The sequence below is a fragment of the Psychrilyobacter piezotolerans genome, assembly GCF_003391055.1.
Classification (GTDB): Bacteria; Fusobacteriota; Fusobacteriia; order Fusobacteriales; family Fusobacteriaceae; genus Psychrilyobacter; species Psychrilyobacter piezotolerans.
In genome coordinates, this window is record NZ_QUAJ01000005.1 from 90,961 (window position 1) to 114,661 (window position 23,701).

General features: G+C 32.5%; 19 protein-coding genes. 9 read left to right on the forward strand and 10 right to left on the reverse strand.

All coding sequences use genetic code 11. The features are described 5' to 3' along the window. Positions 1 to 150: 150 nt before the first annotated feature. On the reverse strand, positions 151 to 360 hold the full coding sequence (locus DYH56_RS16445) for a TM2 domain-containing protein (protein WP_114641627.1): 210 nt from the start codon (positions 358 to 360) through the stop codon (positions 151 to 153). A 334-nt stretch (positions 361 to 694) separates the two neighbouring features. On the opposite strand from DYH56_RS16445, the gene DYH56_RS04305 reads away from it, so the two are divergent. After that, positions 695 to 1,315, forward strand: coding sequence for a recombinase family protein (locus DYH56_RS04305; RefSeq protein ID WP_114641628.1), 621 nt, complete (start codon positions 695 to 697; stop codon positions 1,313 to 1,315). 163 nt (positions 1,316 to 1,478) lie between these two features. Here DYH56_RS04305 and DYH56_RS04310 read toward each other — a convergent pair whose 3' ends face one another. The 6 genes from DYH56_RS04310 to DYH56_RS04335 all read right to left on the reverse strand — a co-directional run bounded on the left by DYH56_RS04310 (position 1,479) and on the right by DYH56_RS04335 (position 10,201). Continuing rightward, on the reverse strand, positions 1,479 to 1,715 hold the full coding sequence (locus tag DYH56_RS04310; protein WP_114641629.1) for a hypothetical protein: 237 nt from the start codon (positions 1,713 to 1,715) through the stop codon (positions 1,479 to 1,481). Positions 1,716 to 1,767: 52 nt separating this feature from the next. Then, positions 1,768 to 3,594: a hypothetical protein gene (locus tag DYH56_RS04315; RefSeq protein WP_114641630.1), complete on the reverse strand. Its 1,827-nt coding sequence runs from the start codon at positions 3,592 to 3,594 to the stop codon at positions 1,768 to 1,770. Between the two features lie 409 nt (positions 3,595 to 4,003). After that, positions 4,004 to 5,056 carry an ADP-ribosylglycohydrolase family protein gene (locus DYH56_RS04320; RefSeq protein ID WP_114641631.1) on the reverse strand — a complete coding sequence of 351 codons (1,053 nt, stop codon included), beginning with the start codon at positions 5,054 to 5,056 and terminating at the stop codon, positions 4,004 to 4,006. A 463-nt stretch (positions 5,057 to 5,519) separates the two neighbouring features. Beyond that, complete coding sequence (locus DYH56_RS04325; RefSeq protein ID WP_233499996.1) at positions 5,520 to 7,169, reverse strand: IS1182 family transposase; 1,650 nt, start codon at positions 7,167 to 7,169, stop codon at positions 5,520 to 5,522. 93 nt (positions 7,170 to 7,262) lie between these two features. Continuing rightward, complete coding sequence (locus DYH56_RS04330) at positions 7,263 to 8,372, reverse strand: hypothetical protein (protein WP_114641632.1); 1,110 nt, start codon at positions 8,370 to 8,372, stop codon at positions 7,263 to 7,265. A 383-nt stretch (positions 8,373 to 8,755) separates the two neighbouring features. After that, positions 8,756 to 10,201, reverse strand: coding sequence for an autotransporter outer membrane beta-barrel domain-containing protein (locus DYH56_RS04335; protein ID WP_114641633.1), 1,446 nt, complete (start codon positions 10,199 to 10,201; stop codon positions 8,756 to 8,758). A 480-nt stretch (positions 10,202 to 10,681) separates the two neighbouring features. On the opposite strand from DYH56_RS04335, the gene DYH56_RS04340 reads away from it, so the two are divergent. The 3 genes from DYH56_RS04340 (at position 10,682) to DYH56_RS04350 (ending at position 17,087) form a co-directional block, all read left to right on the forward strand. Then, positions 10,682 to 12,238: a pectate lyase-fold domain-containing protein gene (locus tag DYH56_RS04340; RefSeq protein WP_114641634.1), complete on the forward strand. Its 1,557-nt coding sequence runs from the start codon at positions 10,682 to 10,684 to the stop codon at positions 12,236 to 12,238. Positions 12,239 to 13,074: 836 nt separating this feature from the next. After that, the gene (locus tag DYH56_RS04345; RefSeq protein WP_114641635.1) at positions 13,075 to 15,066 is read left to right on the forward strand and encodes a hypothetical protein; all 1,992 of its coding nucleotides are present in this window, start codon (positions 13,075 to 13,077) and stop codon (positions 15,064 to 15,066) included. Between the two features lie 920 nt (positions 15,067 to 15,986). Then, positions 15,987 to 17,087, forward strand: a complete 1,101-nt coding sequence (locus DYH56_RS04350) for a YkvI family membrane protein (protein ID WP_114641636.1) — start codon at positions 15,987 to 15,989, stop codon at positions 17,085 to 17,087. A gap of 91 nt (positions 17,088 to 17,178) precedes the next feature. On the opposite strand, the gene DYH56_RS04355 is transcribed toward DYH56_RS04350, so the two are convergent. Further along, positions 17,179 to 17,733 (reverse strand): cupin domain-containing protein, encoded by a 555-nt coding sequence (locus tag DYH56_RS04355; protein WP_114641637.1) that lies wholly within the window; start codon positions 17,731 to 17,733, stop codon positions 17,179 to 17,181. A 201-nt stretch (positions 17,734 to 17,934) separates the two neighbouring features. Here DYH56_RS04355 and DYH56_RS04360 point away from each other — a divergent pair, with 201 nt between their 5' ends. Together DYH56_RS04360 and DYH56_RS16240 are read left to right on the forward strand one after the other, a co-directional pair. Further along, complete coding sequence (locus DYH56_RS04360) at positions 17,935 to 19,047, forward strand: alanine racemase (protein ID WP_114641638.1); 1,113 nt, start codon at positions 17,935 to 17,937, stop codon at positions 19,045 to 19,047. Positions 19,048 to 19,139: 92 nt separating this feature from the next. After that, positions 19,140 to 19,778, forward strand: coding sequence for a DUF819 family protein (locus tag DYH56_RS16240; protein WP_114641639.1), 639 nt, complete (start codon positions 19,140 to 19,142; stop codon positions 19,776 to 19,778). Positions 19,779 to 19,879: 101 nt separating this feature from the next. Here DYH56_RS16240 and DYH56_RS04370 read toward each other — a convergent pair whose 3' ends face one another. Both DYH56_RS04370 and DYH56_RS04375 read right to left on the reverse strand, forming a co-directional pair. After that, positions 19,880 to 20,203, reverse strand: coding sequence for a hypothetical protein (locus DYH56_RS04370; protein WP_114641640.1), 324 nt, complete (start codon positions 20,201 to 20,203; stop codon positions 19,880 to 19,882). Positions 20,204 to 20,316: 113 nt separating this feature from the next. After that, a complete protein-coding gene (locus tag DYH56_RS04375; RefSeq protein ID WP_114641641.1) occupies positions 20,317 to 21,177 on the reverse strand; it encodes a DUF6694 family lipoprotein in 861 nt (286 codons plus the stop codon). A 347-nt stretch (positions 21,178 to 21,524) separates the two neighbouring features. On the opposite strand from DYH56_RS04375, the gene DYH56_RS04380 reads away from it, so the two are divergent. From DYH56_RS04380 to DYH56_RS04390, 3 genes are all read left to right on the forward strand, one after another. Then, a complete protein-coding gene (locus DYH56_RS04380) occupies positions 21,525 to 22,301 on the forward strand; it encodes a GGDEF domain-containing protein (RefSeq protein WP_158539050.1) in 777 nt (258 codons plus the stop codon). Between the two features lie 324 nt (positions 22,302 to 22,625). Further along, positions 22,626 to 23,195 (forward strand): toxin-antitoxin system YwqK family antitoxin, encoded by a 570-nt coding sequence (locus DYH56_RS04385; RefSeq protein WP_114641643.1) that lies wholly within the window; start codon positions 22,626 to 22,628, stop codon positions 23,193 to 23,195. A 164-nt stretch (positions 23,196 to 23,359) separates the two neighbouring features. Further along, the gene (locus DYH56_RS04390) at positions 23,360 to 23,632 is read left to right on the forward strand and encodes a DUF4242 domain-containing protein (protein WP_114641644.1); all 273 of its coding nucleotides are present in this window, start codon (positions 23,360 to 23,362) and stop codon (positions 23,630 to 23,632) included. Positions 23,633 to 23,701 lie beyond the last annotated feature (69 nt).

Genomic DNA, 23,701 nt, shown 5'->3' on the forward strand with positions numbered 1-23,701 from the left:
TAATTACTTTTGAGGACACAGGCTCTAACGTGTGCCCATACAATATTAATTAGAATGTATTTAATGTTACTTTTTACTCGCTTTGTAATATTCATAAATGAAGTCAATAAAATTAAACTTAAAAAGGACACTATTAATGGTGTCCTTTTTTTATCTCTCTATTTTGAAAACACCTGTTAAAATTAATGCCAGATCCAGAAGTATCAATGGAGTTGCTATAGGAAGTAAGTCAGTTAGATACAGCATCAATAATCCTGTTTTGTATTTACCATTATAGAACCTATGTACTCCTAGACCACCGGCTACAAAACATAGGGCAAATGTTATGATCCAGTGAATATCATAATCTTCTTTTTTTATTTCTAATCACCATCCACTCTTATATTAGTCTTACTCAAAAATTTTAAGAAGTCAAGGAGGGTATACCACTTCAGCTAATTTTATTTTCAGAATAATCAGTCCCACCCTTTTAAAAAAAATCTATATTTCGTCTGATTTTGTACAGTTTTGTGGTTAAAAATTAAATTTTAAAAGTTACGTTTAGAGCTTGTCCAAAACGAAATAATATTAAATCATCTAGTTTTACCGTTTTAAATTGATATTAAGTATTAAACAAAAAGTTTTTATTGAACTCTAGAATCAAAACAATAAATATAGTATAATAGAGTATAAAAATAATTTTTGGGGGTAAAAAATGAAAATAGGATATTGCCGTGTAAGTTCTATAGATCAAAACATTGATCATCAAATAAATATTTTGAAAGAAGAAGGATGCGAAAAAATTTATCATGAAAAAATAAGTGGGAAAAATGCAGATAGATTAGAATTGAAAGAAATGTTATCAAATTTAAAAAAAGATGATGTTGTAGTCTCAACATCATTTAATAGAGTTGCTAGGAACACAAAAGATTTATTGGAAATAGTAGAAACCATAGAAGAGGCAGGAGCATCGTTTAAAAGTTTAAAAGAGGATGTAGGTACTAAAGGGGCATTTGGTAAGTTTGTAGTTACAATGTTAGGTGCAGTCGCATCATTTGAAAGAGAACTCATGCTCGAAAAACAAAAAGATGGGATCGCCAGGGCTAAGTCATTAGGAAAGTACAAAGGGAAGAAGAGAACATTTTTTATAGATGATAGCTTAAAAAAATGTTTTGATATGAGATTAAATAAAATCATCACCTCTAAAGAGGCTTTAAGGATGTCAGGTCTTAAACAGAATACTTATTATAAATTATTCCAGGAATATAAAAGTGACCTTATTAAAAAATATGAAAAAGAACATGGAGCTGCAATCCCATTATTTTTAAAAAAATAAAGAGAGAGAAATTTATACTGTAACCTGTAAACTTTCCCACTCTTTTTTTCTAGTGTCTAGTTTACAGGTTACAGTATAGAATACATATGCCCTTTTCTTTGTCATCTAGATCACATCTATATTTTTTCGGTGTATGTGTTTTAGATACCATTCACTTATTTCATCAATCAATGATGGGGCAAATAGGCGTAATACTCTTCCTAAAGAGATATGAACTTAAAAATAAGATTAAAAATAACATTAAAGTAATGTTAGATATAAATTTTAATATGTCATCATGTACACAAATACCATTTAATTTTAAAATACCCGCAAAAACAAGGAGGATTAATAGTGTAAGATAGGGTCCTAGGACAATAACACCAAAGAATAGAATAATACCTAAATTTTCAAATTTCATAGACTATTCTCCTTTTTTATCTCATATAAGAATTCTTGTGAGTTTCCTTGGATCATGTTGTCGTTTCTTTAGGTGGCTTCCATTTTATATCCATTCTTAACTCTCCTGGTTCTACAGAGCGGATAGATTGAGCAAAACGAGGCCATTCTAATGCCCAATGTATATATTTAATTGCATCATTTATCAAACGTTCTAACCCTTCTTGCACCTTTGGATTTAAATCTTCTATCGATTCAATCTTATCATAATTTTTTTTATTTGGATTAAACAACCCCCATCCTATCCATTCATTATTTTTTTCAATTTTAAACTCTTTACAAGTAGAGGTGTTAAATTTTTTCTGAATGTCGCGTGGATCCCCCACCCATAATGCTGCAAAACTTTTTTTATCCTCATCAATATTTAAATTATTCCACAATTTTCTAACTTTTTCAATTCTCTCTAAAGCTACTTTTTGTAATTTCCCTTTTAATATCATCTCATCCTCATATAATTTGCCACGCTTTAAAGACTCGCTTAAAGCAATAGTAAGCGAACCACTTTTATCACTTAGAGGGATTTCTCCTTCTATATGAGCGTAGTTATATGTAGAATCCGGTTGGATCCATGCATCCATTATGGTCCCCCATAGTACCGTAGGGATATAACTTCCAAGTACATAAAAACCTACATTCGTTACAGGTCCCCTCTCTTTTTTTAACATACTATCTGGAATTATTGGAGTCCAATATCTTTCCGTACCCGGTATTTTTAAAGGCTCAGCTGATAAATGTTTTAACTCTCTGTGCAAGATATATTTTAAATGATCATCGATCCACATGACATTCAAATGAAAATTACTAAATGGCGGTAAATCTAGAATTGCGCCCTCACTTAGACAAAAGAGCGCCCCTGAAATAACAGAAGATATTGGATTACTGCCGATAACTTTAATTCCCTCATTTTTAATATTTGTTATTTTTCTAATGTTTTCAATATCTGTTTCCTCAAGTATATTCTCGATTCTTAATCTGTTTTCGTTGTCATTTATTCCATAAAACTTTTCTATTAATATGGGATCAAATGCATTTTCGAATACTTTTTCGAGACCTGCTTCCTTAATTCCTCCAATGCAATTAATAAGCTCAGGTTTTGCCAATAGCGCAGGGAATACACGAGTTGGAAATGCTCCAATCCAATCGTCTGGCGTCCAGTTAGCTAGTTGTATATTTAATGATCGCTTGAGTGGTCGCGTGTATGATGAAGAAAAAAGAAAAGAATAGATACGTGGATCTGAATTGCAATGCTCATAATTTACTCTAGATGAAGTTATTGAATTTTGTAATGGCGCCCCATCTGGTAAATTACTATTATTGAAAAGAACATCCCAATCTATACGAAACACGGGGATGTTAGACCCTATATGACGTAATCTTATTATTGCTTCTACAATTTTTGATGTATCATATTTCATCCCTTTTTCTTCACCACCTAAAAAATGTCTTAGCTTTATTGCTTCTAATCTAGAACGCTCTCCTCTCAAATTATTAACTATAGGATATAAATCATTTGCGGTAATAAAACGTATCCTTTGCACTAAAGTTTTATCTCCACTATTTCCATCTAAAGATATTTCATTTAGAAGTGCATTAATTTTTTTCTGTAATTCCAATGCTTTGTTATAGTGTTTGCAAAATTCATTCGGATCAAAATCAGCTCCCACAGTATTCAATAAATCTATCCAGCCTGGATCATAAAATAATACCAATATTCCTTCTTGCTCCGAGTGACTTAAAACTTCCTTTAACATTCCAACATATTTTTTAAAAATTTCGAATTCTTTATCTTTTCCAGGACAATAATGAGAAAACAAAATATACTTAACTGGTATATATGACATACAAGCACCTCCTAAATTTAAATTATAATTATGATAAAAATAACAAAGGGGACAAAAAATAATGAAATTCAGTCAAAATATACTCGACGACTATACAGTAGACAAAACAAATAAAACATGAAATTTTTTTATATTTGATTCTTTTTTCACCTCTAATCATAGCTAATATTAATGATAAAAATGATTCCCTAAATCAGTTGACCAAAACCATGCAAAGTATATTTTATTTAATTTTCAAATATACTTAATAATTAAGCGATAAGCTATATAATAAAACAAATATTAAATGACAAAATGAATTTCTATAAATATATCAAAAAAAAACTTAAAATCCTTTTTTATCTCAACAAGTGAAAGGACATCATTAAAAATTCTCTAAATTACAATTTCTTTAATACTTATGGCTTATTTACCACCCCGGATACTTCTTCCACCACTCGTTTTTATCTTTAAAGCAGATCAATAAATCATCTGCCAACTCAACTATTTCATAAAATAATTCTACATTGTCAGTCCATTTTTTTGGAATTGAACTTATACCTAAATATGCTCCTAAAATATTTCCTGTTATAGATCCGGTACTATCACTGTCACCACTATGATTTGCTGCCATACTGACTCCTTTTTCAAAATTACTGTCTGCTAACAGCGAGCAATAAATGGAAATAGCTATAGCTTCTTCAGCTACCCACCCTTCCCCAATTCTTTTTATATCTTCTTCAGTGGATTTCGATTCCAAAGCTAACTTTATAGCTAATTGTATTTTACTTAAACATTTTTCATGATATTTTTTTGTTTTTAATATCTCTAAAGAATTATTGATTGAATAGATTATAGACATACCTGAAATAATATTAGATATAACCATAGCAAAAACACCGGCTGCAAGATATCCAGAAGGATGCCCATGTGTAATGGCTGCTATTTCACACGCTAACTCAAACACCATATCCTCGCGGACACAAAGTCCAACAGGTGCAACTCTCATAACCCCTCCGCAACCCTTACTATTATTTATTGGCTTTTCAACATCTCCCATTACACCTTTAACAAGCGATGATATACAGGTATATCCTGGAGATCTCCTGGCATGTAGGTCCTCTACTTTAATCAGCCATCCATCATATTCAGTTTCTTTAAAATTTTTATTTTGAGTTTTCTCTCCCTGTGTGTAGAACCATCGTAGATAAGCGTGAAAAACTACTGATGTAGGATCACAAATACCCTTATAGTTTTGACGAACATTTCCCCGCAATAATCCCTCTGCAGTAAACATAGTCATTTGGGTATCATCGGTAATCTTTGCTTTATGCTTTTTATCATAAACTAAATCTTTTATCCCATTTTTTCCAAATTTCTTTTTTATTTTTTCCAAAGACATAAATTCTATCGGGGCACCTAAGGCATCACTAACAGCTCCACCAATAAGGCATCCTCTAAAATACTCATTACTTCTCTTCATGAAGAGCTCTCCTTTTTTTAAAGATTAATTTTTGATATAATTACTATTTATTCGATAATTATAAGACTTTCCTTTATTTCACATTAACTATGTCGTTTTTAACCTAACTCTAAAGCGTGTCAAAAGCTGTTAAAATAATGTATGAAATAATGTAATATTTAGTGTACTAAATTTAATGAGCGATAAATATAATACGATTTAAAAAAAGGAGTAAAAAATGAATATAATAAGAAATTAAATTGCATGTCATTTACTGGAGTTGTTGAGATTGAACAGATTTGAAGTGTTTTAACTACCTCGGACAGTCTGAACCCCAATAAAAAGGACAGGACTACAAACAAAAATAAAAAAAGGATTAAATAAATGAACAATAAATTACTTGTTGATTCATTAATTTTGGAACTTTCAAAAAATTGCTTAGAAGAATAGGTGAGCTGTTTGACAAACTAACCCACCATAGTACTTAAAGAGGGCGACTCATAAGTAGATTTTCTACTTGAGTCCCCCTCTTTTTATTTGTATATAATTTCAATAAATATAATAACATTTTATTTAATTTCGCCAAAGAAGAAATCATTTCTGACAACCTCTTCAGGTTGTGTGCGATGGAGATTAATCCCCATTCAATATTTACCTTTTTCATCCCTCTCAAGAGGAATCTTCTGAACGCACCATTGCCTTTGATCAATCCAAAGACTGCTTCTACGTCTGCGCAACGACGCTTACGTAATTTAGTGCCTTTTTCTGAGCAAAGGTTAACACGGGCTATTCTTTTGTATTCTTCCAGAGGCGCATTCACTCCCAACATCCTGCTAAATTGACCTCTAGTACATTTATCTTTCATCATACAATCATAACAATTATCATATTGGTAATATTTGATTTCCTGTAAATACCCATTATCTGTTTTTTGTTTTCTTGTGTGTTGATATGTTAACCGTTCTCCATTTGGACATATATATTCATCTGTTTTACTATCATATATGAATGAGTTTTTGTTCCATATTTTTGTGTTTTTTCCTTTAATATCTTTAAACCAAGTATTGTATTTAACATAAGCTCCCAATTCTTTTTCTTTTAAATAGCTATAATTTTCATGACTTCCATAACCTGCATCTGCAATAATATTTTCTGGTAATTTTCCAATCTGAGATTCTAAATGATTTAAATGTGGAATTAAAGTTGTTGAATCAGAAGGCTTTTGATGAATTGTATACCCTAGAATAAATTGATTTTCTGTACCTATTTGAATATTATATCCTGGTTTTAAATGCCCATTTTTCATGTGATCCTCTTTCATCCTCATAAACGTAGCATCATGATCAGTCTTAGAAAAGCTATTTCTCTTTCCTGCAATTTTTTTATATTCTTCATATTTCTTAGCTCTAGGTAAATAGTCATCATCTAAAATTTTCTTTTTTTTCTTTAATTCTTTATCCAAATTTTTATCATCACTGAGATGTTTATTGATGTTTTCGCTTATTTCACTTAAATCTTCTGATGTTATTTCTCTGCCTTCATATTCTTCAAGATCTTTTATCCCATATTCTTTGTTTTCACTATCCGTAACCTCTTTTATATCTTTTAACAAAACCTTTATTTTTTCTTGCAAAGATTCAGAATACCTATTAGTTGATTTAGACCAAACAAATGAAAACTTGCGCGCATTAGCTTCTATTTTTGTTCCATCTAAAAAATAGTTTTCATATTTAATATATTCTTTTTCCATAAGAAACATAAGAATATTTGAAAATATATTATCGATTTCATTTCCGAGTTTCTCACTTCTAAATCTATTAATCGTTCTAAAATCAGGCTTTTCATGCCCTGCAATCCACATGTAATAGATGTTTTCTTTAAGCTGTTTAGCGATATTTCTACCTGAATATACTTTTTGGGTATATGCATAAACTAATACCTTCAATAACATTTTAGGATTATACGCGCTTCTTCCTCCTCCATGATATTTTTCAACAAGCGCACTTACATCTATAGAATCAATAATATCATTGACCACCCTAACAACATGATTTTCAGGAATTAAAGTCATTATACTAGATGGCAATACCATCTGCTTTTGGTTATAGTCTCTAAAAACAATTTTCTTCTTCATAATCATTTATATACTTCAAAAAATCGAAGAGGGCAACCCTTTTGGGTCGCCCTTTTTGTTAAATAAATATTCATTTAGGATTTTTTTAACTTTTTAAACTGATACATGCTTAAAACATATATATATTGGTTTTTTTATAGTTGCTCCAATGGTTTCTGTGCCAAAATTTCGATAATTAACTCTTGCATAACATTGAAATCCTACAGAGTGGCCAAACTCTGGAACATCAGACACCTTCCAAACTGCTACACAATGAGGTTGTAAGTTTGACTCTGCTGAAGAAGAGTTATTTTTATTTATTTTGAAATCCCACTTTGCTACCTCTCCTGAACATTTATTTATAATCTCATAATCATTTATTGTCCACTCTTTACTCTCAGTCTCAGTCCAACTGAGATTAAAGCCTGGATCTTTTGCTATATCTACTCCCACAGTAAAAGATGTCTCCTCAGTATACGTAGTCATACTATTGTTATTTTCTGGAGAATTTTCAATCATTCTTACATCTACACCAAAAACCGGACTTATTATAGGACTCATTTGTAAAGTGATTAATTCCTGGGTAATGTCTCCCTTTTTTTCTTTATTAGGATTAAATCCTGTACCACCAGTAGATATTCTCAAATATTTAACTTTATTAGGAACATAATTAGGTTCAAATGATGCGTATAATTCAATATTAAAATCTATATCATTTGTTGCTATTTGATTATCATGTAGTGTAACTTTTTGAGGGCCATAAGATATGGTACACTTACGTTCTTGGTGAGCTGGAAGACCTTTCTTTTTTTCTTCTTTCATTTTTTTATATAAGCATAATAAGTTTTCTTGCATTAATCCATTTTCAATTTTTTCTAAAATCACAGCGTCGCTTATTTCTTCTATCTCATTATCCATAGGTTTTATAGTATAATGGTTATCATAGCATAAAACCATCACTGCTCTAGACGAAAGTCCGATGCCAAAAGCATCAGCCATCTTCTCTACATTGGAATCAGAATTTATCAGGAGTATTGGTACTTGAAATTTAATGGCATAAGAAATATGTTCTTTATTTATGATTGTCTCTGGTTCTTTTAAATCAAAAATTAATGCTGTCGTTTCCTGCAAATTATTTTCATCAAAATGTTGAATAATAAATTTCTTTTTAATTTCATTTATTAATGAGTCACTGCTTTTCCCTTTCAAAGATAATGTTTTCATTTCTTTAACCTCCTAAAAAAATAATTAAATAATTTTCCTTACATAATTATATATATAATTATGTAAGGAAAATCCTTCCATAATTAAAATATAAATACCTAAAATTGAAAGTTCCATAATATGCGATTTGGAATTTTCATAAATAACGTCAATAAAATCAAAGCTAAAAGGACACTTGTAATTAAGTGTCCTTTTATTTGGTACTATTTTTGTCTTGTCTTCGATTTTCTTTGGATTTTGTCCGCGATTATTTGATTTTTTTATAAAAACAAACTCTTATTTGTCTTATATCTCCCTAAATAAAAAGAGTGGCTTTTAATGTCACTCTTTTGCAGACTGTATTCTATTTTTCCAGGTTTGAAAGTAAGGGAAGCTGTTTTATATCAAAAGATATAAGATATATTCAACCCGAATTTAAATTGTTCTTGATTTTCAGATAATGTATAGTCTTCAGTCAGGTAAAAACCTAATCCATTTAAACTTTTTAAACCTTGTTTGAGTGAAAAATCAATGTGATAGATACTATTATCATATTTTTCTATGGTGTATTTTTCAGGGCTGATTGTTTTTAACCTGGCATCTAAATTTTTATAGGGATCTGCTATTTCTATATAGCTCATAACTTCAGCTCCTATATTTAATCGAGTAGTATAAGTTATGTCGAAGGTTTTTTCAATATTAAAACCAATTCCAGGCTCTATGGACAAAGAATTTATTTTATCTATCTCCAGACCATAGTCTCCATCTTCCTCTATTTCTTCCTGATGCAACCCTATAAGGTTAAGTTCCATTTTAGGAGATATATAAGATTTACCAAATTTAAATTTTTTATAAATAGAATTATTTAATCCTAAAACAAGATTAGTCATATTAGATTTATTTATAAAATCTCCCAAGGGGCTGCTATTATATCTATAAATATCGGTATCCGATCCGCCAACAGATAACAGCGAGGAGTAAATTACCGAATCAGCATCGTAAACGGCATACAGTCCCCCTTGATAATAAAAATCGTCTCTGGACCCTTTATAATTATCCATATCTGTAGTCGAATCTATAAAACTATGCATGGTTCCTATTTTTAAATTAGAATGAATCTTGGTTTCTGCTCCAACCGAAACAATGAGACTTTCTGTTTCATACCCATTAAGATTATCGACATTCTTAAATTTAACGTTATCAAATTTATAGTTACCCATCATTCTTATGTTTCCAATAAGGGAGTATTCATCTGTAGTTGATATAGAATTCATTACCGAAGTGTTAACATCGGTTATTGTTTCCAGCGTTTGTTTGGCTATTAGGGGATAGAAATTTATTCCAAAAGTTTCATCTATTGCTAAATTTAACTTTTCTTTGGAATCAAAAATCTTGATATCGTTATAGAATTTATTTTTTAATGGATTATTCTCATTAAAATATCCCGTTTCCAATAATTCACCGAGTTCGTTATTCTCAATAACTCCCCCGTTAAATTTATTCCTAGCTAAGATAAAATGAAATTCATTCGTAGATGGAACGGTGCCTATTTCAGCATTATATATAGGCGATTCAGATATAACAGTACCATTAAACATTAAAGCGGTAAATATTTCATGAGTTTGTATACTATCAGAATAATTGTCCTCTCCAAAATCTCCCCATACATATAATTTTCCGATTACATCATCATAGGGCTTACCATCAGGAGAGGTAATGATTCCGCCCTTGGCGTTTATAAATTTCCCGCTGCCGTTAAAGGCATCGAAATCTAAAATATCAGCTGATATAAATTTTACAAATATTATGAAGATACTAAGAAAACTTAATGTTCGTCTATTATTTATCATCGATCCCCCCTTCTTAGAACTGGAGCCCTTTGTTAATCATTTTTTCCAAATACTATTTTACCTTTATTGAGCATTGTGGCTCCGCTTTCTATTTTTATACCTATTAATCTCAATGTTTTTCATCTCTTTAATATAGAGATGGAATAAAATAGATGACTAATACAAAACATTTTGGAGGTAAGGCACTAACACAGGGCATACGACAAGAAACTTATTCAAGTGTTACTTAAGTCTGCTTTAAGATCTTGAATAATTCAAATAAAAAAAATTTTTATTTAAGAATTTTCTACTTAGTATATTCATCTAATAAATATAACTTAAACAGTAAACACCAACATTTTTATGAATAATTTATTGGCTAAGAAATGAAAAAGAAAAAAAGATGATCAATACTATAATAGGAGATGTTATTTAAAATAATTGGCTATAATAAGAATTTTTTGTCACTATAAATTTTTAAGGAAGGGGAGGGGGAGAGTTATGAAAGTTGATGAATTAAAAAAAAATATTAAACGAGTTTTTAAAGGAAAAATTTCAATCACCTATGGAATGATAATAGCTTTGATACTGGGTGCAGGCATGTATACGGAAGTAATTGCTGCCACCATATTCTATGACGGAGCTGGTTCTACAATAGTAGCAAACCCCGGAGATACAGCGATAAACACCGGGACTGTCACCTTTGTTGGAGATTACGGAATGTACGCAGAGACAGGAGCAGAAATAATAAACAAGGGTACTATCGAGAATGAGGGAAGATATGGAATGTACGCTGAGGCATTAGTATTTGGTGATGATAGTGATATTACCGCTACAAGTACGGCTATTAACCGTGGAACTATCATGAATTTTGGACAGTCTGGGGATGATGGAATGGAAGCTGATGCAAAAGCAATAGGATATGGTCAAGGTGATACTACCGCTATAAGTACGGCTACTAACCGTGGAACTATCATGAATTTTGGAAAGGAATATGGGGATTGCGGAATGGACGCTGATGCAAAAGCAATAGGACATGGTCAAGGTGATACTACCGCTATAAGTACGGTTACTAACTATGGTACCATAAATAATCATGGATATGATGATTATACTTACACTGGATGGTGGGGAATGAAAGCTGATGCAGAAGCAATAGGATATGGTCAAGGTGATACTACCGCTATAAGTACGGCTACTAACTATGGTATTATCCAGAATGAAGGAGCTCCTTCTGATGTGTGGCCTTCTGGTGAATATGGAATGGAAGCTTATACAGAAGCAATGGGATATGGTCAAGGTGATACTACCGCTATAAGTACGATTACTAACTATGGCACTATAAAGAATAGTGGAAATTATGGAATGTCCGCTGAGGTTCTGGCATATAGATATGTCGTTGATGGTACTGCTATAAGTACGGCTACTAACTATGGAATAATCGAGAATGGTGGAGATTATGGAATGAGAGCATACGCAAACGTAAGATCATTTGGTAATTTTAGCACCACAAGTACGGCTATTAACTATGGTACTATCGAGAATGGTGGAAACTTTAGAATGTATGCTATGGGGATTGGATATGGAGAGGTAAGAGTTGAAGCGATAAATGAGGGTGAGCTGGATACAGGATTTGATGGTACATCCTGGCATTACGAACCTGATGGTGATGGTTATGTGGTTATGATAGGAACTAATAGAGCTTCTATCACCAACAATGGGACCATAGATGTGGACCATGACTACGGTATAGCCATGTATGTAGACGGTGGTGCTGATGCCGTAAATAATGGTACCATTAATTTAAATGGAAAGAACGGTATCGGAATGTATGCTACAGGAGAAGGGTCTACAATAGAAAATTATGGTGAAATTCATTTGTATAAAAAAGTAGAAGATAATAGCTATCAAACTCCCGGGGATACAGCAGGAACAAATCCAGCACTTCCAGCATATACAATAACTAATGGAATGGATAGCAAAGGTAATATAGGTATGAAAATAGAAAACGGAGCTAGAATGATCAATAGAGGTCAAATAGTATTTGGGAAGGAATAATCAGTAAAGGTCTTTTTAGTTCTCAATATCAATAAATAATGGTTATTTAAGAACAAATCCTTATTTGCTAAAAGAACTCTATTTTTAGGGTTCTTTTTTATTGTTTTATTACAAAATTGATCATTTGTTTCTTTAAATTATATTCTTTATATTTTATGTAAATAAATTCTGTTTTAAAAAAACAGAATACAAAAGAAGGCGACTCATAAATAGATTTTCTACTTGAGTTAACCTCTTTAGGTTATGTGCGATGAGAATCAATCTCCATTCGGCATTTACCTTTTTTTATTCCTCTTAAGAGGAATCACCTGAAACCACCATTGCCTTTGATCAAACCAAAGACTGCCTCCACATCTACACAACAACGCTTACGTAGTTTAGGAACTTTACATAAGCTATTCTTTTGTACTCTTCTAGAGGCGCATTCACTCCCAATGTTCTACTAAAATTTACTAAAGCAAAATGGAATAAAACAATCAATGTCTAGAAGAGGAAATTGTTAGAATAATGCGCCAATGGAATCTTTTTTTGATCACAAGAAAGATCATTTAGAATTAAAAAAAGTGCAAAAACTTAGAAGACGTTAAAAAAAGAAATGAAAAGATTTATGGATTATTACATTAATCACAGATATCAATGGGATTTAAAAAAGATGACTCCTGTAGAATATAGAAATTACCTTTTAATTTCATCTATTATTATTCCACTTTTTTTTAGTGTCCTTGACAAAGGTTACAATTTAGTGAAGACTATAATAGGAGATGTTCTTTAAATGATTGGCTGTAGATAAATTTTTTTTATCACTTTAAATTTTTTTAAAAAGGAGGTTTTTTTTTATGGAAGTTGATGAATTAAAAAAAAATATTAAACGAGCTTTTAAAGGGAAAATTTCAATCACCTATGGAATGATAATAGCTTTGATACTGGGTGTAGGTATATACGGGGAAGTAAATGCTGAAACCATAATCAATAATGATACTATTGATTATAGAATGAGTATAAGTGGAGTCGGAAATACAGCAATAAATAATGGAACTATCATCTATGACGGAAATACAGGAATGTACGCAGGATTAGGAGCAGAATTAATAAATACAGAGGATGGAACCGTCGTGAATAATGGATGGTATGGGATGTACGTAATAAATCATAGTATGGCTAACAACTATGGGACTGTCATGAATAATTTTAATTATGGAATGTACGCATTAGATCATAGTACGATTAATAACTATGGGACTGTCATGAATAATGGTACGGTTGGAATGAGAGCATATCTCTATAGTACAGCTAATAACTACGGGACTATCATGAATAATGGTGCGGATGGAATTAACGCAGCTGATCATAGTACGGCTAATAACTACGGTAACATCATGAATGATGGAAATCATGGAATGAGTGCACAATTATATGGTATAGCTAATAACTATGGCACTATTATGAATAATTTCCATTATGGAATGAGCGCATCTGATCATGGTACGGTTAATAACTATAGTACTATCGAAAATGGTGGAGATTATGGAATGGGCGCAAACAGTTATGGTACAGCTAATAACTACGGGACTATCATGAATAATGGTACAGGTGGAATGCACGCATTTAACAATGGTACGGCTACTAACTACGGGACCATCATGAACAGCGGAAGAGATGGAATGTACGCTTATGCACAAACATCTTATAGTGGTGATAATGAAAGTGCGGCTACTAACTATGGAACTATAAAAAATAACGGAGATATAGGAATGTACGCTAGAGCGTATGTATATAGTGGTGGCGCAGCTGAAAGTATGGCTACTAACTATGGTACTGTCAAGAATAATGGTCGGTATGGAATGTACGCTTATGCATCCATACATGCTGATGGTGATGCTAAAAGTACAGCTACCAACTATGGAACTATAAAAAACAATGGAGTTTACGGAATGTATGCTCTTGCATCAGGAAATGGTGAAGGTGATACTGAAAGTACGGCTACCAATTATGGAATTGTCAAGAATAATGACAGGTACGGAATGCTTGCTAGTTCATCCGCATATGATAATAGTAATGCTAAAAGTACAGCTACTAATTATGGAACTGTGATGAACAGTGGTGAAAGAGGAATGTACGCTAGTGCATACACACATGATGATGGTGATGCTAAAAGTACAGCTACTAACTATGGTACTATAAAAAACGACGAAGACTACGGAATGTACACTTATGCATACTCATATGCTGATGGTAATGCTAAAAGTACGGCTACTAACTATGGTATTATAAAAAATAGTGGAGATTACGGAATGTACGCTGGTATAGGTACATTTGCTGGTGGTGCTGCTGAAAGTACAGCTACCAACTATGGTACTATAAAAAACAATGGAAACTACAGGATGTATGCTGAAGAAAGAGGATCAAAAGCAATAAATAAAGGTAAGCTGGATACCGGATTTGATGGTTATACGGTTATGAAGGGGTCTTCAGATGCCCTTATTATCAACGAAGGAACAATAGATGTAAAACATGACAATGGTGTAGCCATGCATGTAACTGATGGAGCTACTGCTGTAAATGAAGTGAGCGGCACCATAAATTTAAATAAAAATGACGGTATAGGAATGTATGCTGAAGGTTCTGAAACTACAATAGAAAATCGTGGTAAAATTTATTTGTCTGGATCAGTGGATACTGCTAGTGAAAATAACCAAACTGATTGGAGAACTGCACCATCCTTTAATGGAATGGATAGCAAAGGCAATATAGGTATGAAAATAGAAAACGGGGCTAGAATGATCAACAGAGGTCAAATAGTATTCGGTAAAACTAAAAAAGTCAAATAGTATTCGGGAAGATTTAATCAATAAAGGGCTCTCTAGTTCTCAATATCAATAAATAATAGTTATTTAAGAACAAATCCTTATTTGCTAAAAGAACTCTATTTTTAGGGTTCTTTTTTATTGTTTTATTACAAAATTGATCATTTGTTTCTTTAAATTATAGTAGGGGGAAGACGTGGTATTTACTATGAGACTTTAACCCTAAAAAAACAAAAGGTTTCTTTATAATTTACAGTTGTATGAATAGATAGAAATTAGAACCACTAGCACAAGCTACAGGGTGAAATATTCATAGACAAATAAAAGACTAGTGGTCATATATATAAAATTCATTTCAAACGTAGTGGGAGACATAATGGAGGGTCACTAAGTATATACCATAAATTTATGGTATAATACTAAAGAAATCGATAGTGTATTTATGTATATAACTTAGAGGGTAAAAACGGCACTTACTCAGGTACCATCATTAAATCTTAAGTTTTTACAAAAACTTTATACATAGAAAAAGAGGAGTACGATGTACTCCTCTTTTTATTGTTGTAACATGATCTCATACCTGTAGTTTTCTGTATCCTGCAGGAGTCATCTTTTTTTTACTTTTTAAAATTGAAACTTTTATATAAAAGACTAATCAAATCAAACTCAAGCTTTCTCATTTTATCTTCTATTTTTATCAAATTTTGTCCGCGATTAATTTATTCTTTTAAAAGGTATTGTAAATTTTATTTCCTCCAATCTTACCTTTCTTAAATTGCTTTTCATCAAATTTTGAGCTATATATACTTAGTGTGATTACTGCTATCACTACGGAGTTAAACTCTAATGACTATAGAGAACTTAGGCTTTCTAGAACAAATGTTCTGAGAGCCTTCTTGATTTTTTCGAACATAGGAGCAAACATTTTTTATGGAGGTATTATTATGGATAGTAAAACAGCAGCAGCAACATCTATAGATATTGTAACTGTAATGAAGGTTGCAGGTGCATTTATAGCATTACTTATCGGCTCAGGGTTTGCTACGGGGCAAGAGGTGATGCAGTTCTTTTCATCTTACGGTTTGATGGGCATTCTTGGTGCAATAATTACTTTGGCATTGTTTGTATATTCAACTCATTCATTTATAGTGCTTGGCATGGAAAAGGATATTGTTAAAAATGAAGATGTTTTTAAATACTATCTAGGGAAATGGATTGGCACCGGATTAAGTTGGTACACAATGATTTTTATTGTCACGGTGTTTGCGATTATGTTGTCAGGAGCCGGAGCTACATTAAACCAAAGTTATGGGATACCGCTATATATGGGTAGCGGCATAATGGCTGTATTGACTACTGGCACAATACTTTTAGGACTAAATAAACTTATTGATATTGTTGGTATTCTCGGACCTGTAATTATTATTTTGACAATATTTATTGCAATCGCAACTATTTTTAAAAATCCATTGGGAATCATAGAAGGTCACACGGTAGTAGGTTCTTTAGAGATGTATAGAGCATCTTCAAATTGGTGGAAATCCAGTATTTTATATGTTGGAATAAATATTTTAGGACTAGCAAGTTTTATTCCTTCATTAGGGAAGCTTCTCAAGAATAAAAAAGAGGCAGCAGCAGTATCAATTCTTGGACCGGCATTATTTATCAAAGCGTTAATTTTGGTAGCTCTCGCTCTTTTAAGTGATATTGTTATAGTAAATCAATCTGCAATTCCTGTTTTAACATTAGCAAAGGGAGTATTGCCTATTTTTAAAACTATTTTTGCAGCAATCATTTTTTTAGGTATTTATACATCTGCAACATCTTTACTGTGGACAGTTGTAGCACGCTTTTCAGAGGAAAAAACAAAGAAATATACAATATTAACACTTACATTAGGAGCGGTAGGATTCTTTGGAGGAAATATATTACCATTTGCACAGCTTGTTAATATAATTTATCCTACTGTAGGATACGTTGGATCAGTGGTATTAATAGGAATTATTGTTAAAGATGTAAGGGGAAGTTTTTTAATTAAAATCTAGATCACAGCAAAAAACCTGTAAACTTTGACACTCTTTTTCCAGTGTCTAGTTTACAGGTTACAGTTTAAAGCCGGCTCTCATTATTATTTCCTTAAAAACATGGGGGATTTATTGCAAATATAATTTTTGCATCCTCCTCTCCCTCATTTTTCCACTTGTGCTTCATAGCGGGGTTTATTTTGGCACTGTCTCCCTGAAGGAGGGTGAACTTTTCTCCCTCCAGATAGAGCTTTACACTTCCCTCCAATATATATGCCACTTCCTCTCCCTTGTGCTCCCTTCTCTTGTCCGAAGACTCAGTTCCCGGCTGAAGGCTCAGTATCATAAACTCAATATCTCCCGATAGATCCGGAGTAAGAAGCTCATAGGAAGTCCCTTCTCCCTTGAAGAAGGACATAGATCTTCTCTCTTCCTTTCTCACGATGAAGCTGTCCATTGGAGCCTCATTTTTGAAGAAGAGAAAGAGGGGGGTATCCAGTACATCTGCAATATGTTTTATTGTATTTATAGAGGGATTGGCACTCCCTTTCTCGATCTGACTGAGAAGAGATGAAGAAACTCCTGCTGCTTCTGCCAGAGCCTTAAGACTGAATTTCTTGGAAAGCCTAAATTCCCTTATCTTAGATCCTATATTTATATTATTCATTTGTTCCTCCTGAACATATTTTTTATACTTAATTGTATCAAATTTTTCCCAATATTAAAATTTAATTTTATTAAACTTATTTAACAAAATTTAATTTAATAAAATTTTTCTTGCATTTTTCCATCTTCTCAAATATAATTTAACCACAATGAATTTAATTTTAAAAATTTAATTTAATTAAATATAACTTAGGAGGAGATTATGAATATTAAAGAACTTGCAACACCTTGTTTTCTAGTAAATTTGGATATCTTGGAGGAAAATATAGACAGATTTCAAAAGATATCTGCTGAAAATAAAACTCAGCTATGGCCCATGTTAAAAACTCACAAGAGTACAGAGATTACAAGGATGCAGATGGAGGCTGGAGCTACAGGAGTTCTTACGGGAACCTTGGATGAAGCTGAAGCTGTAGTAGAAAAGGCTGGAGTTAAAAAAGTAATGCTGGCTTACCCTGTACTTGGAGAAGCTAACATAAATAGAATTATAGAACTCAAGAAGAAAGCTGAGGTATATATTGCCCTGGACGGTATAGAGGCCGCCAATGAGATCAGTACCCTTTTGGGAGATGAAGAGATCAAGTATCTTATTATCTTTGATTCAGGACTGGGTAGGTTTGGAGTGTCATCTGAGATGGCTCCTTCCCTTGTAAAAGAGATAGGACAATTTTCAAACCTGAAGTTCGCAGGAATCTGTACCCATACAGGTCAGGTATATGGAGTATCAGGAAGTGATGAGGTTCCAGGTATCGTAAAAACTGAAATAGAAATTACAAAAGATATAGTAAAGAATCTAGAAGAAGCTGGTTTTAAACCTGAGATCGTTGCCACTGGTACTACTCCGACATTCTTTGAAGCTGTGAAGGAAGAATCTATAAATGCTACAAGACCTGGAAACTATGTTTTCTTCGATGCCATCCAAATAGCCCTTGGAGCTGCCACTATGGAGGATTGCTCCCTTACTGTTATGGCCACTATCGTATCCCATCCCAAGGAGGATCTCTTCATTCTGGACTGTGGAAGCAAGTGTCTGGGACTGGATAAGGGGGCTCACGGTGCCTCACTCACAGAAGGTTTTGGAATGGTGAAGGGACACCCTGAGCTTTTGATGGCAGGACTTTCAGAGGAGGTTGCCAAGGTTAAGATTACAGGTAAAACAAATCTTAAGATAGGAGACAGAATAGAAATCATACCGAACCATTCATGTTCTGCTGCCAATATGACCAGCTATCTTACAGGTCATAGAGGAGGAGAGATCGAGAGACTTATAGAGGTAGATATAAGAGGAAACTCAAATAAACCTAAGGTACTATAAAGAGTCGATACCACTCTGTTGTTGCTTAGATCTTCGGTAAAAGCTTTGACCGAATATTAAAAAACATAATCATAAATATTAAATTTTTTTGAATTTTCTTAGCCCTATTTGGTCTTTTAGCTCTTGCTCTTGGTTCTGGTGCTCTATTTTCTTGGGTATCTACGTTACTACCACAAACTCAGTTCCTTACAGCTACTGCGTGGCTAATACTATTATCTACTGTCGCTGGTATCATTGGTGGAATGACTTCACTTAGCAGAGTTACCGGGTCAAAGCAGCTATCTAACATCATGCTATATACTATGATTGCTCTAATAGCTTCAAGTGCAAACTTTGGAGAGCTTACAGAAGCACCTGTATATATTATTGCAGGATTAGTAATCCTTGGTGTTCACGCAATCCTTATGGTTGTTCTAGCTAAGATATTTAAGCCGGATCTCTTCACCTGCTGTATTGCTAGTTGTGCAAATATAGGCGGAGTAGCAAGTTCACCTGTAATAGCAGGGGCTTACAATGAAGCTCTGGTGCCTGTAGGGGTTCTAATGGGGATATGTTCTCTAGCTGACGTTGTAAAGGCTGGAGTTTTCATCAAAGATATGAATGAGTTTGGAAAGATCAATGAGATCTATGCACAATACTTTACAGATACAAAGCCTGCTAGAGCTTGTGTTGAAGTTGCAAGGTTGCCAAAAGATGTAAAGGTGGAAATAGAAGTAATCGCTGTAAAATAATTCTTTCCTTAAATAAAATATAAAAATAAAGACCTCTTAACTGTATGACTATTACGGTTGGGGGGTCTTTTTTATTGCCAAAACTTCCTTGGTTCTTTGTCTTATGTCCTTTTTTCAGGGAGGGCTTCTTCTCCACTCTTAGACGGCCAGATCCAAAGATTTGCAACAAGTGCAACTGCAACACCTAGGAAAATGGAAGTACTTCTTTGAAAGATAAGGTTCAAGGGAAGACCCAAGCTCAACAGATGTATAGTCAGAGGTAGAAAAAACATAGGTATTCCTCTATGATACTCATCTCTCTCAAAGATCACCAGAAAAAATGTGTAGAGGGGTGAAATTATAAGTAGATATGAGGAGTTTACAGCTCCCAAAAGAATGGAGATTATAGATAGCAGAAAAGGGCTGTCAGTCCATGAATCTCCCATATTTCAACTACTGTATTTTTAAATTTCTTTTTTTTCATTTTTAAATTCAAAACCTATTTTTACTACTATTATTGTGAAATTAAATGAAACAGTACCTTGTTAGACTAATACATTCAATTTTGTGTAACTTTCTGCAATTCGGCCAGCTTTTCTTTCAGATCTTCAAATCTTTCGTTATCCCATTCCGAAAATTCTGAATCGGAATCTGAGTCGTAAATTGATTTTTCATCAGCTCCATCTATACGGGTTGTGGTTAAGGTAAGAATCATGTCTTCCTTGTCCTTTGGCACATTGTCCCAATCACCAAGCATATTTGGCGAAAGTTTGAAAGTGACTCGCTCTCCCGGCTGCAAACCACCTGAAATTTTACAGCTGAAAGTATCTTTCAGCCAAGGGATTGAGCGTCCAGGTGAGGCTATGATTCCGTGAAAATAAGCCTTCGATACTGCATGTTTCGTCTCATTTTTCACTGTCACTTCAATTATGGGATCGTCGCTAAATATTTCTTCTTGGAAGTAGAAACGAGATCGCACTACGATGAACTTTTTTAATTCCTTTTTTACCTCTGATTGTTTCTTTTCAAACTCAGTGATTTCTGTTTTGATTTTCTCTATTTCAGCAAGGGTTTGTTTTCGTTCTATCCTTTTTCGTTCCTGCTCCCTCTTTTTTTGTTCAGCAATTATGAGATCGCCTTGAGCAATCACTTCATCTGCTGTTTTACCGTGTAGCTTGTCTTTGATTTTTCGTTGCACCCCATCCGGATTAACTGCCATTTCAAAAGAATTATTATCGATCACAGAAGAAGTAAAAGACAGAATAGTTGCTTCAAATTCTTTCTTCTTTTCATCGCTCAACGAGTTTTTTATACTATTTATTGACGACTCAAATTTTTCATCTGTGGATGAGTCGATTTTATTACCTGCAAATCCTGTGATGAGACTCATCATAAAAATCATCAGAATTAATTTCTTCATCTCTCTACCTCCTTTTTTGAAGTAGTTATGTTATGCTGGATATATCATAATTGCCCCGCTGTCATTTGAACTTATTGACCTCAACGTGGAAAAATGTCTCTTACTTATAAGATACAGTCTTTTTTTATTTTTTATTTTTTTAAGTTAGTGTGTAATTCATAAAAAGTTTGTTTTTCAATATACAAATCTTAATTACTGAATGAATATGCAAGGTGTAAAATTCAAAAAAATAGAAAAAGTTAGAGAAATTGGCAGCAATCTCATATTAAAATTGTTGCACCAGAAGCTGCTTGTTTGCTATCATTAAGAAAAGTTTAATGTTTATAAAAAAAATTAAAGGAGTCTCAATGGAAGTTAAATTAAAGGAATCATTAAAAATTGTTGTGTATTATATGTTTATTTCATTTTTATGGATATTATTTTCTGATAAAATTTTATACATGATGGTTAAAGATATTGAATATTATAAGTTACTTCAAACTTATAAAGGATCATTTTTTATTCTCTTGACATCTGTTTTATTGTTTAAACTAATTCACAGTAGTTATTTAAAAGTTGAAACCTTAGACAGACAGTTACAAAATACTCTTACCCAGTTAAAATCTAATAAAATAGAGCTGGAAAAACTGGCATATGTAGATTATTTAACCGGACTAGCTACGAGAAGGCTGCTGGATGAAAAGTACGAGTTGTTGTTTGAGAGTGCAAAGAGATCGGAAACCATGTTAACCCTTGTAATGATCGACCTAGATTATTTTAAAAAATATAATGACAGATATGGACATCTGGAGGGAGATCGTGTTTTAAAGGCAGTAGGAAAGCTGTTAAAAGAAGTTTTTAAAAGAAATGGAGATGTTATAAGTAGATACGGTGGAGAAGAATTTATGGTTATCTTGTGCCAAACGCCTTTAAAAGATACGATATCTTTAGTGGAAAATTTTCAGGAAAAATTAAAAGGCTGTAATGTAAAACATGAAGATTCACCCTTTGGGGAGATAACAGCCAGTCTTGGAATAAATAATTGTAAGATTTCTAAGAATCAAGATTCAGAGAATTTTTTACGAAAAGTTGATCAAGCCCTTTACAAAGCCAAGGAAGGTGGAAGGAACAGATATAGTTTTTAGTGGTAGGTAACTCCTAAGAACTCCCAATTCATAATTGAAAAAAATAGAATACGGTCTGCAAAAGAGTGGGATAATTTACTGTCGCTGTCGCCACTATGATTTACTGCCATCCTGACTCCTTTTTAAAAATTACTGTCTGCCATTAGTGAGCAATTTTTTGATATAATTATTATTTATTCGATAAGACTTTCCTTTATTTCACATAAACCAATATATCCCTTTTTTTAAATTTGAAATTTAAAATATTATAGTGCAGACTTAAAATAATACTATAACTGTATAATTTCTTATTAAATTTATCGATTTAAAAAATGGAGGAGGAGAATGAAAAAAATATTATTAATATTACTGATCAGTTTTAGTTTAATTAGTTGTGGGAAACCAGAGCAATCAATTAATGGAGATCAATTACAGGATAGAAACGGGCTAATGTATGAAGTAAATAAAGAAACTCCATATACAGGAGAAATTATTTACTATTACGAAAATGGACAAATCAAAGGAAAAGGAAATTTAAAAGATGGGAAACAAAATGGAGAATTTATTGGTTATGATGAAAATGGACAAATTAATTTCAAAATGAATTCTAACGATGAGGGACAAAGTTTAGAATTTATTTACTATTATGAAAATGGACAAATTAAACATAAAATGAATTTTAAAGATGGGGATGGGGAAAGTATTTCCTATTACGAAAATGGAAAAATAAAAGAAAAAGGAAATCTTAAAGATGGGAAACAAAATGGGGAATGGATTTTCTATCATGAAACTGGAGAAATTGAACATAAAGCAAATTATAAAGATGGGGACCTAAATGGGGAAATTATTAACTATTACGAAAATGGACAAATCAAAGCTAAAAAAAATTATAAAGATGGAATGCTAATTAATTAAAAAAAATGAAAGTTAAAATTCTATAATCTAATCAATAGAAACAAATTATTAATTGTTAATATCAAAGGATTTTTTAACATTTTTTGTATACACCATAGTATGTATTTTATCGGTTAATGTTGGTTTTGTTATATATTCTATTGATATTTAAAAAGGAGGTTATTATGCCTAAGTATGTAATAGAAAGAGATATTCCCGGAGCTGGAAATCTATCTTCAGAAGACTTAAAACAATCTGCTAAAACTTCTTGTGATATTTTGAAGCAAATGGGACCAGAAATCCAGTGGTTACATAGCTATGTAACTGATGATAAGATCTATTGTGTATATATTGCTCCAAATAAACAAATGATAAAGGAGCATGCTGAAAAAGGTGGATTCCCAGTGACGAAAATCTCTGAAGTTCATACAATAATAGACCCTACGACATCGGAGTAACTTTATTTGAAATACTCTAAGGTTAGCCATTTGTTTTCACTATGTTATACTATTACATCATATATAGGA

Bases quoted from the DNA above. Each gene is read 5' to 3' on its own strand.
- DYH56_RS04305 (WP_114641628.1), top strand. From the start codon at position 695: ATGAAAATAGGATATTGCCGTGTAAGTTCTATAGATCAAAACATTGAT.
- DYH56_RS04310 (WP_114641629.1), bottom strand. From the start codon at position 1,715: ATGAAATTTGAAAATTTAGGTATTATTCTATTCTTTGGTGTTATTGTC.
- DYH56_RS04315 (WP_114641630.1), bottom strand. From the start codon at position 3,594: ATGTCATATATACCAGTTAAGTATATTTTGTTTTCTCATTATTGTCCT.
- DYH56_RS04320 (WP_114641631.1), bottom strand. From the start codon at position 5,056: ATGAAGAGAAGTAATGAGTATTTTAGAGGATGCCTTATTGGTGGAGCT.
- DYH56_RS04325 (WP_233499996.1), bottom strand. From the start codon at position 7,169: ATGAAGAAGAAAATTGTTTTTAGAGACTATAACCAAAAGCAGATGGTA.
- DYH56_RS04330 (WP_114641632.1), bottom strand. From the start codon at position 8,372: ATGAAAACATTATCTTTGAAAGGGAAAAGCAGTGACTCATTAATAAAT.
- DYH56_RS04335 (WP_114641633.1), bottom strand. From the start codon at position 10,201: ATGATAAATAATAGACGAACATTAAGTTTTCTTAGTATCTTCATAATA.
- DYH56_RS04340 (WP_114641634.1), top strand. From the start codon at position 10,682: ATGAAAGTTGATGAATTAAAAAAAAATATTAAACGAGTTTTTAAAGGA.
- DYH56_RS04345 (WP_114641635.1), top strand. From the start codon at position 13,075: ATGGAAGTTGATGAATTAAAAAAAAATATTAAACGAGCTTTTAAAGGG.
- DYH56_RS04350 (WP_114641636.1), top strand. From the start codon at position 15,987: ATGGATAGTAAAACAGCAGCAGCAACATCTATAGATATTGTAACTGTA.
- DYH56_RS04355 (WP_114641637.1), bottom strand. From the start codon at position 17,733: ATGAATAATATAAATATAGGATCTAAGATAAGGGAATTTAGGCTTTCC.
- DYH56_RS04360 (WP_114641638.1), top strand. From the start codon at position 17,935: ATGAATATTAAAGAACTTGCAACACCTTGTTTTCTAGTAAATTTGGAT.
- DYH56_RS04370 (WP_114641640.1), bottom strand. From the start codon at position 20,203: ATGGGAGATTCATGGACTGACAGCCCTTTTCTGCTATCTATAATCTCC.
- DYH56_RS04375 (WP_114641641.1), bottom strand. From the start codon at position 21,177: ATGAAGAAATTAATTCTGATGATTTTTATGATGAGTCTCATCACAGGA.
- DYH56_RS04380 (WP_158539050.1), top strand. From the start codon at position 21,525: ATGGAAGTTAAATTAAAGGAATCATTAAAAATTGTTGTGTATTATATG.
- DYH56_RS04385 (WP_114641643.1), top strand. From the start codon at position 22,626: ATGAAAAAAATATTATTAATATTACTGATCAGTTTTAGTTTAATTAGT.
- DYH56_RS04390 (WP_114641644.1), top strand. From the start codon at position 23,360: ATGCCTAAGTATGTAATAGAAAGAGATATTCCCGGAGCTGGAAATCTA.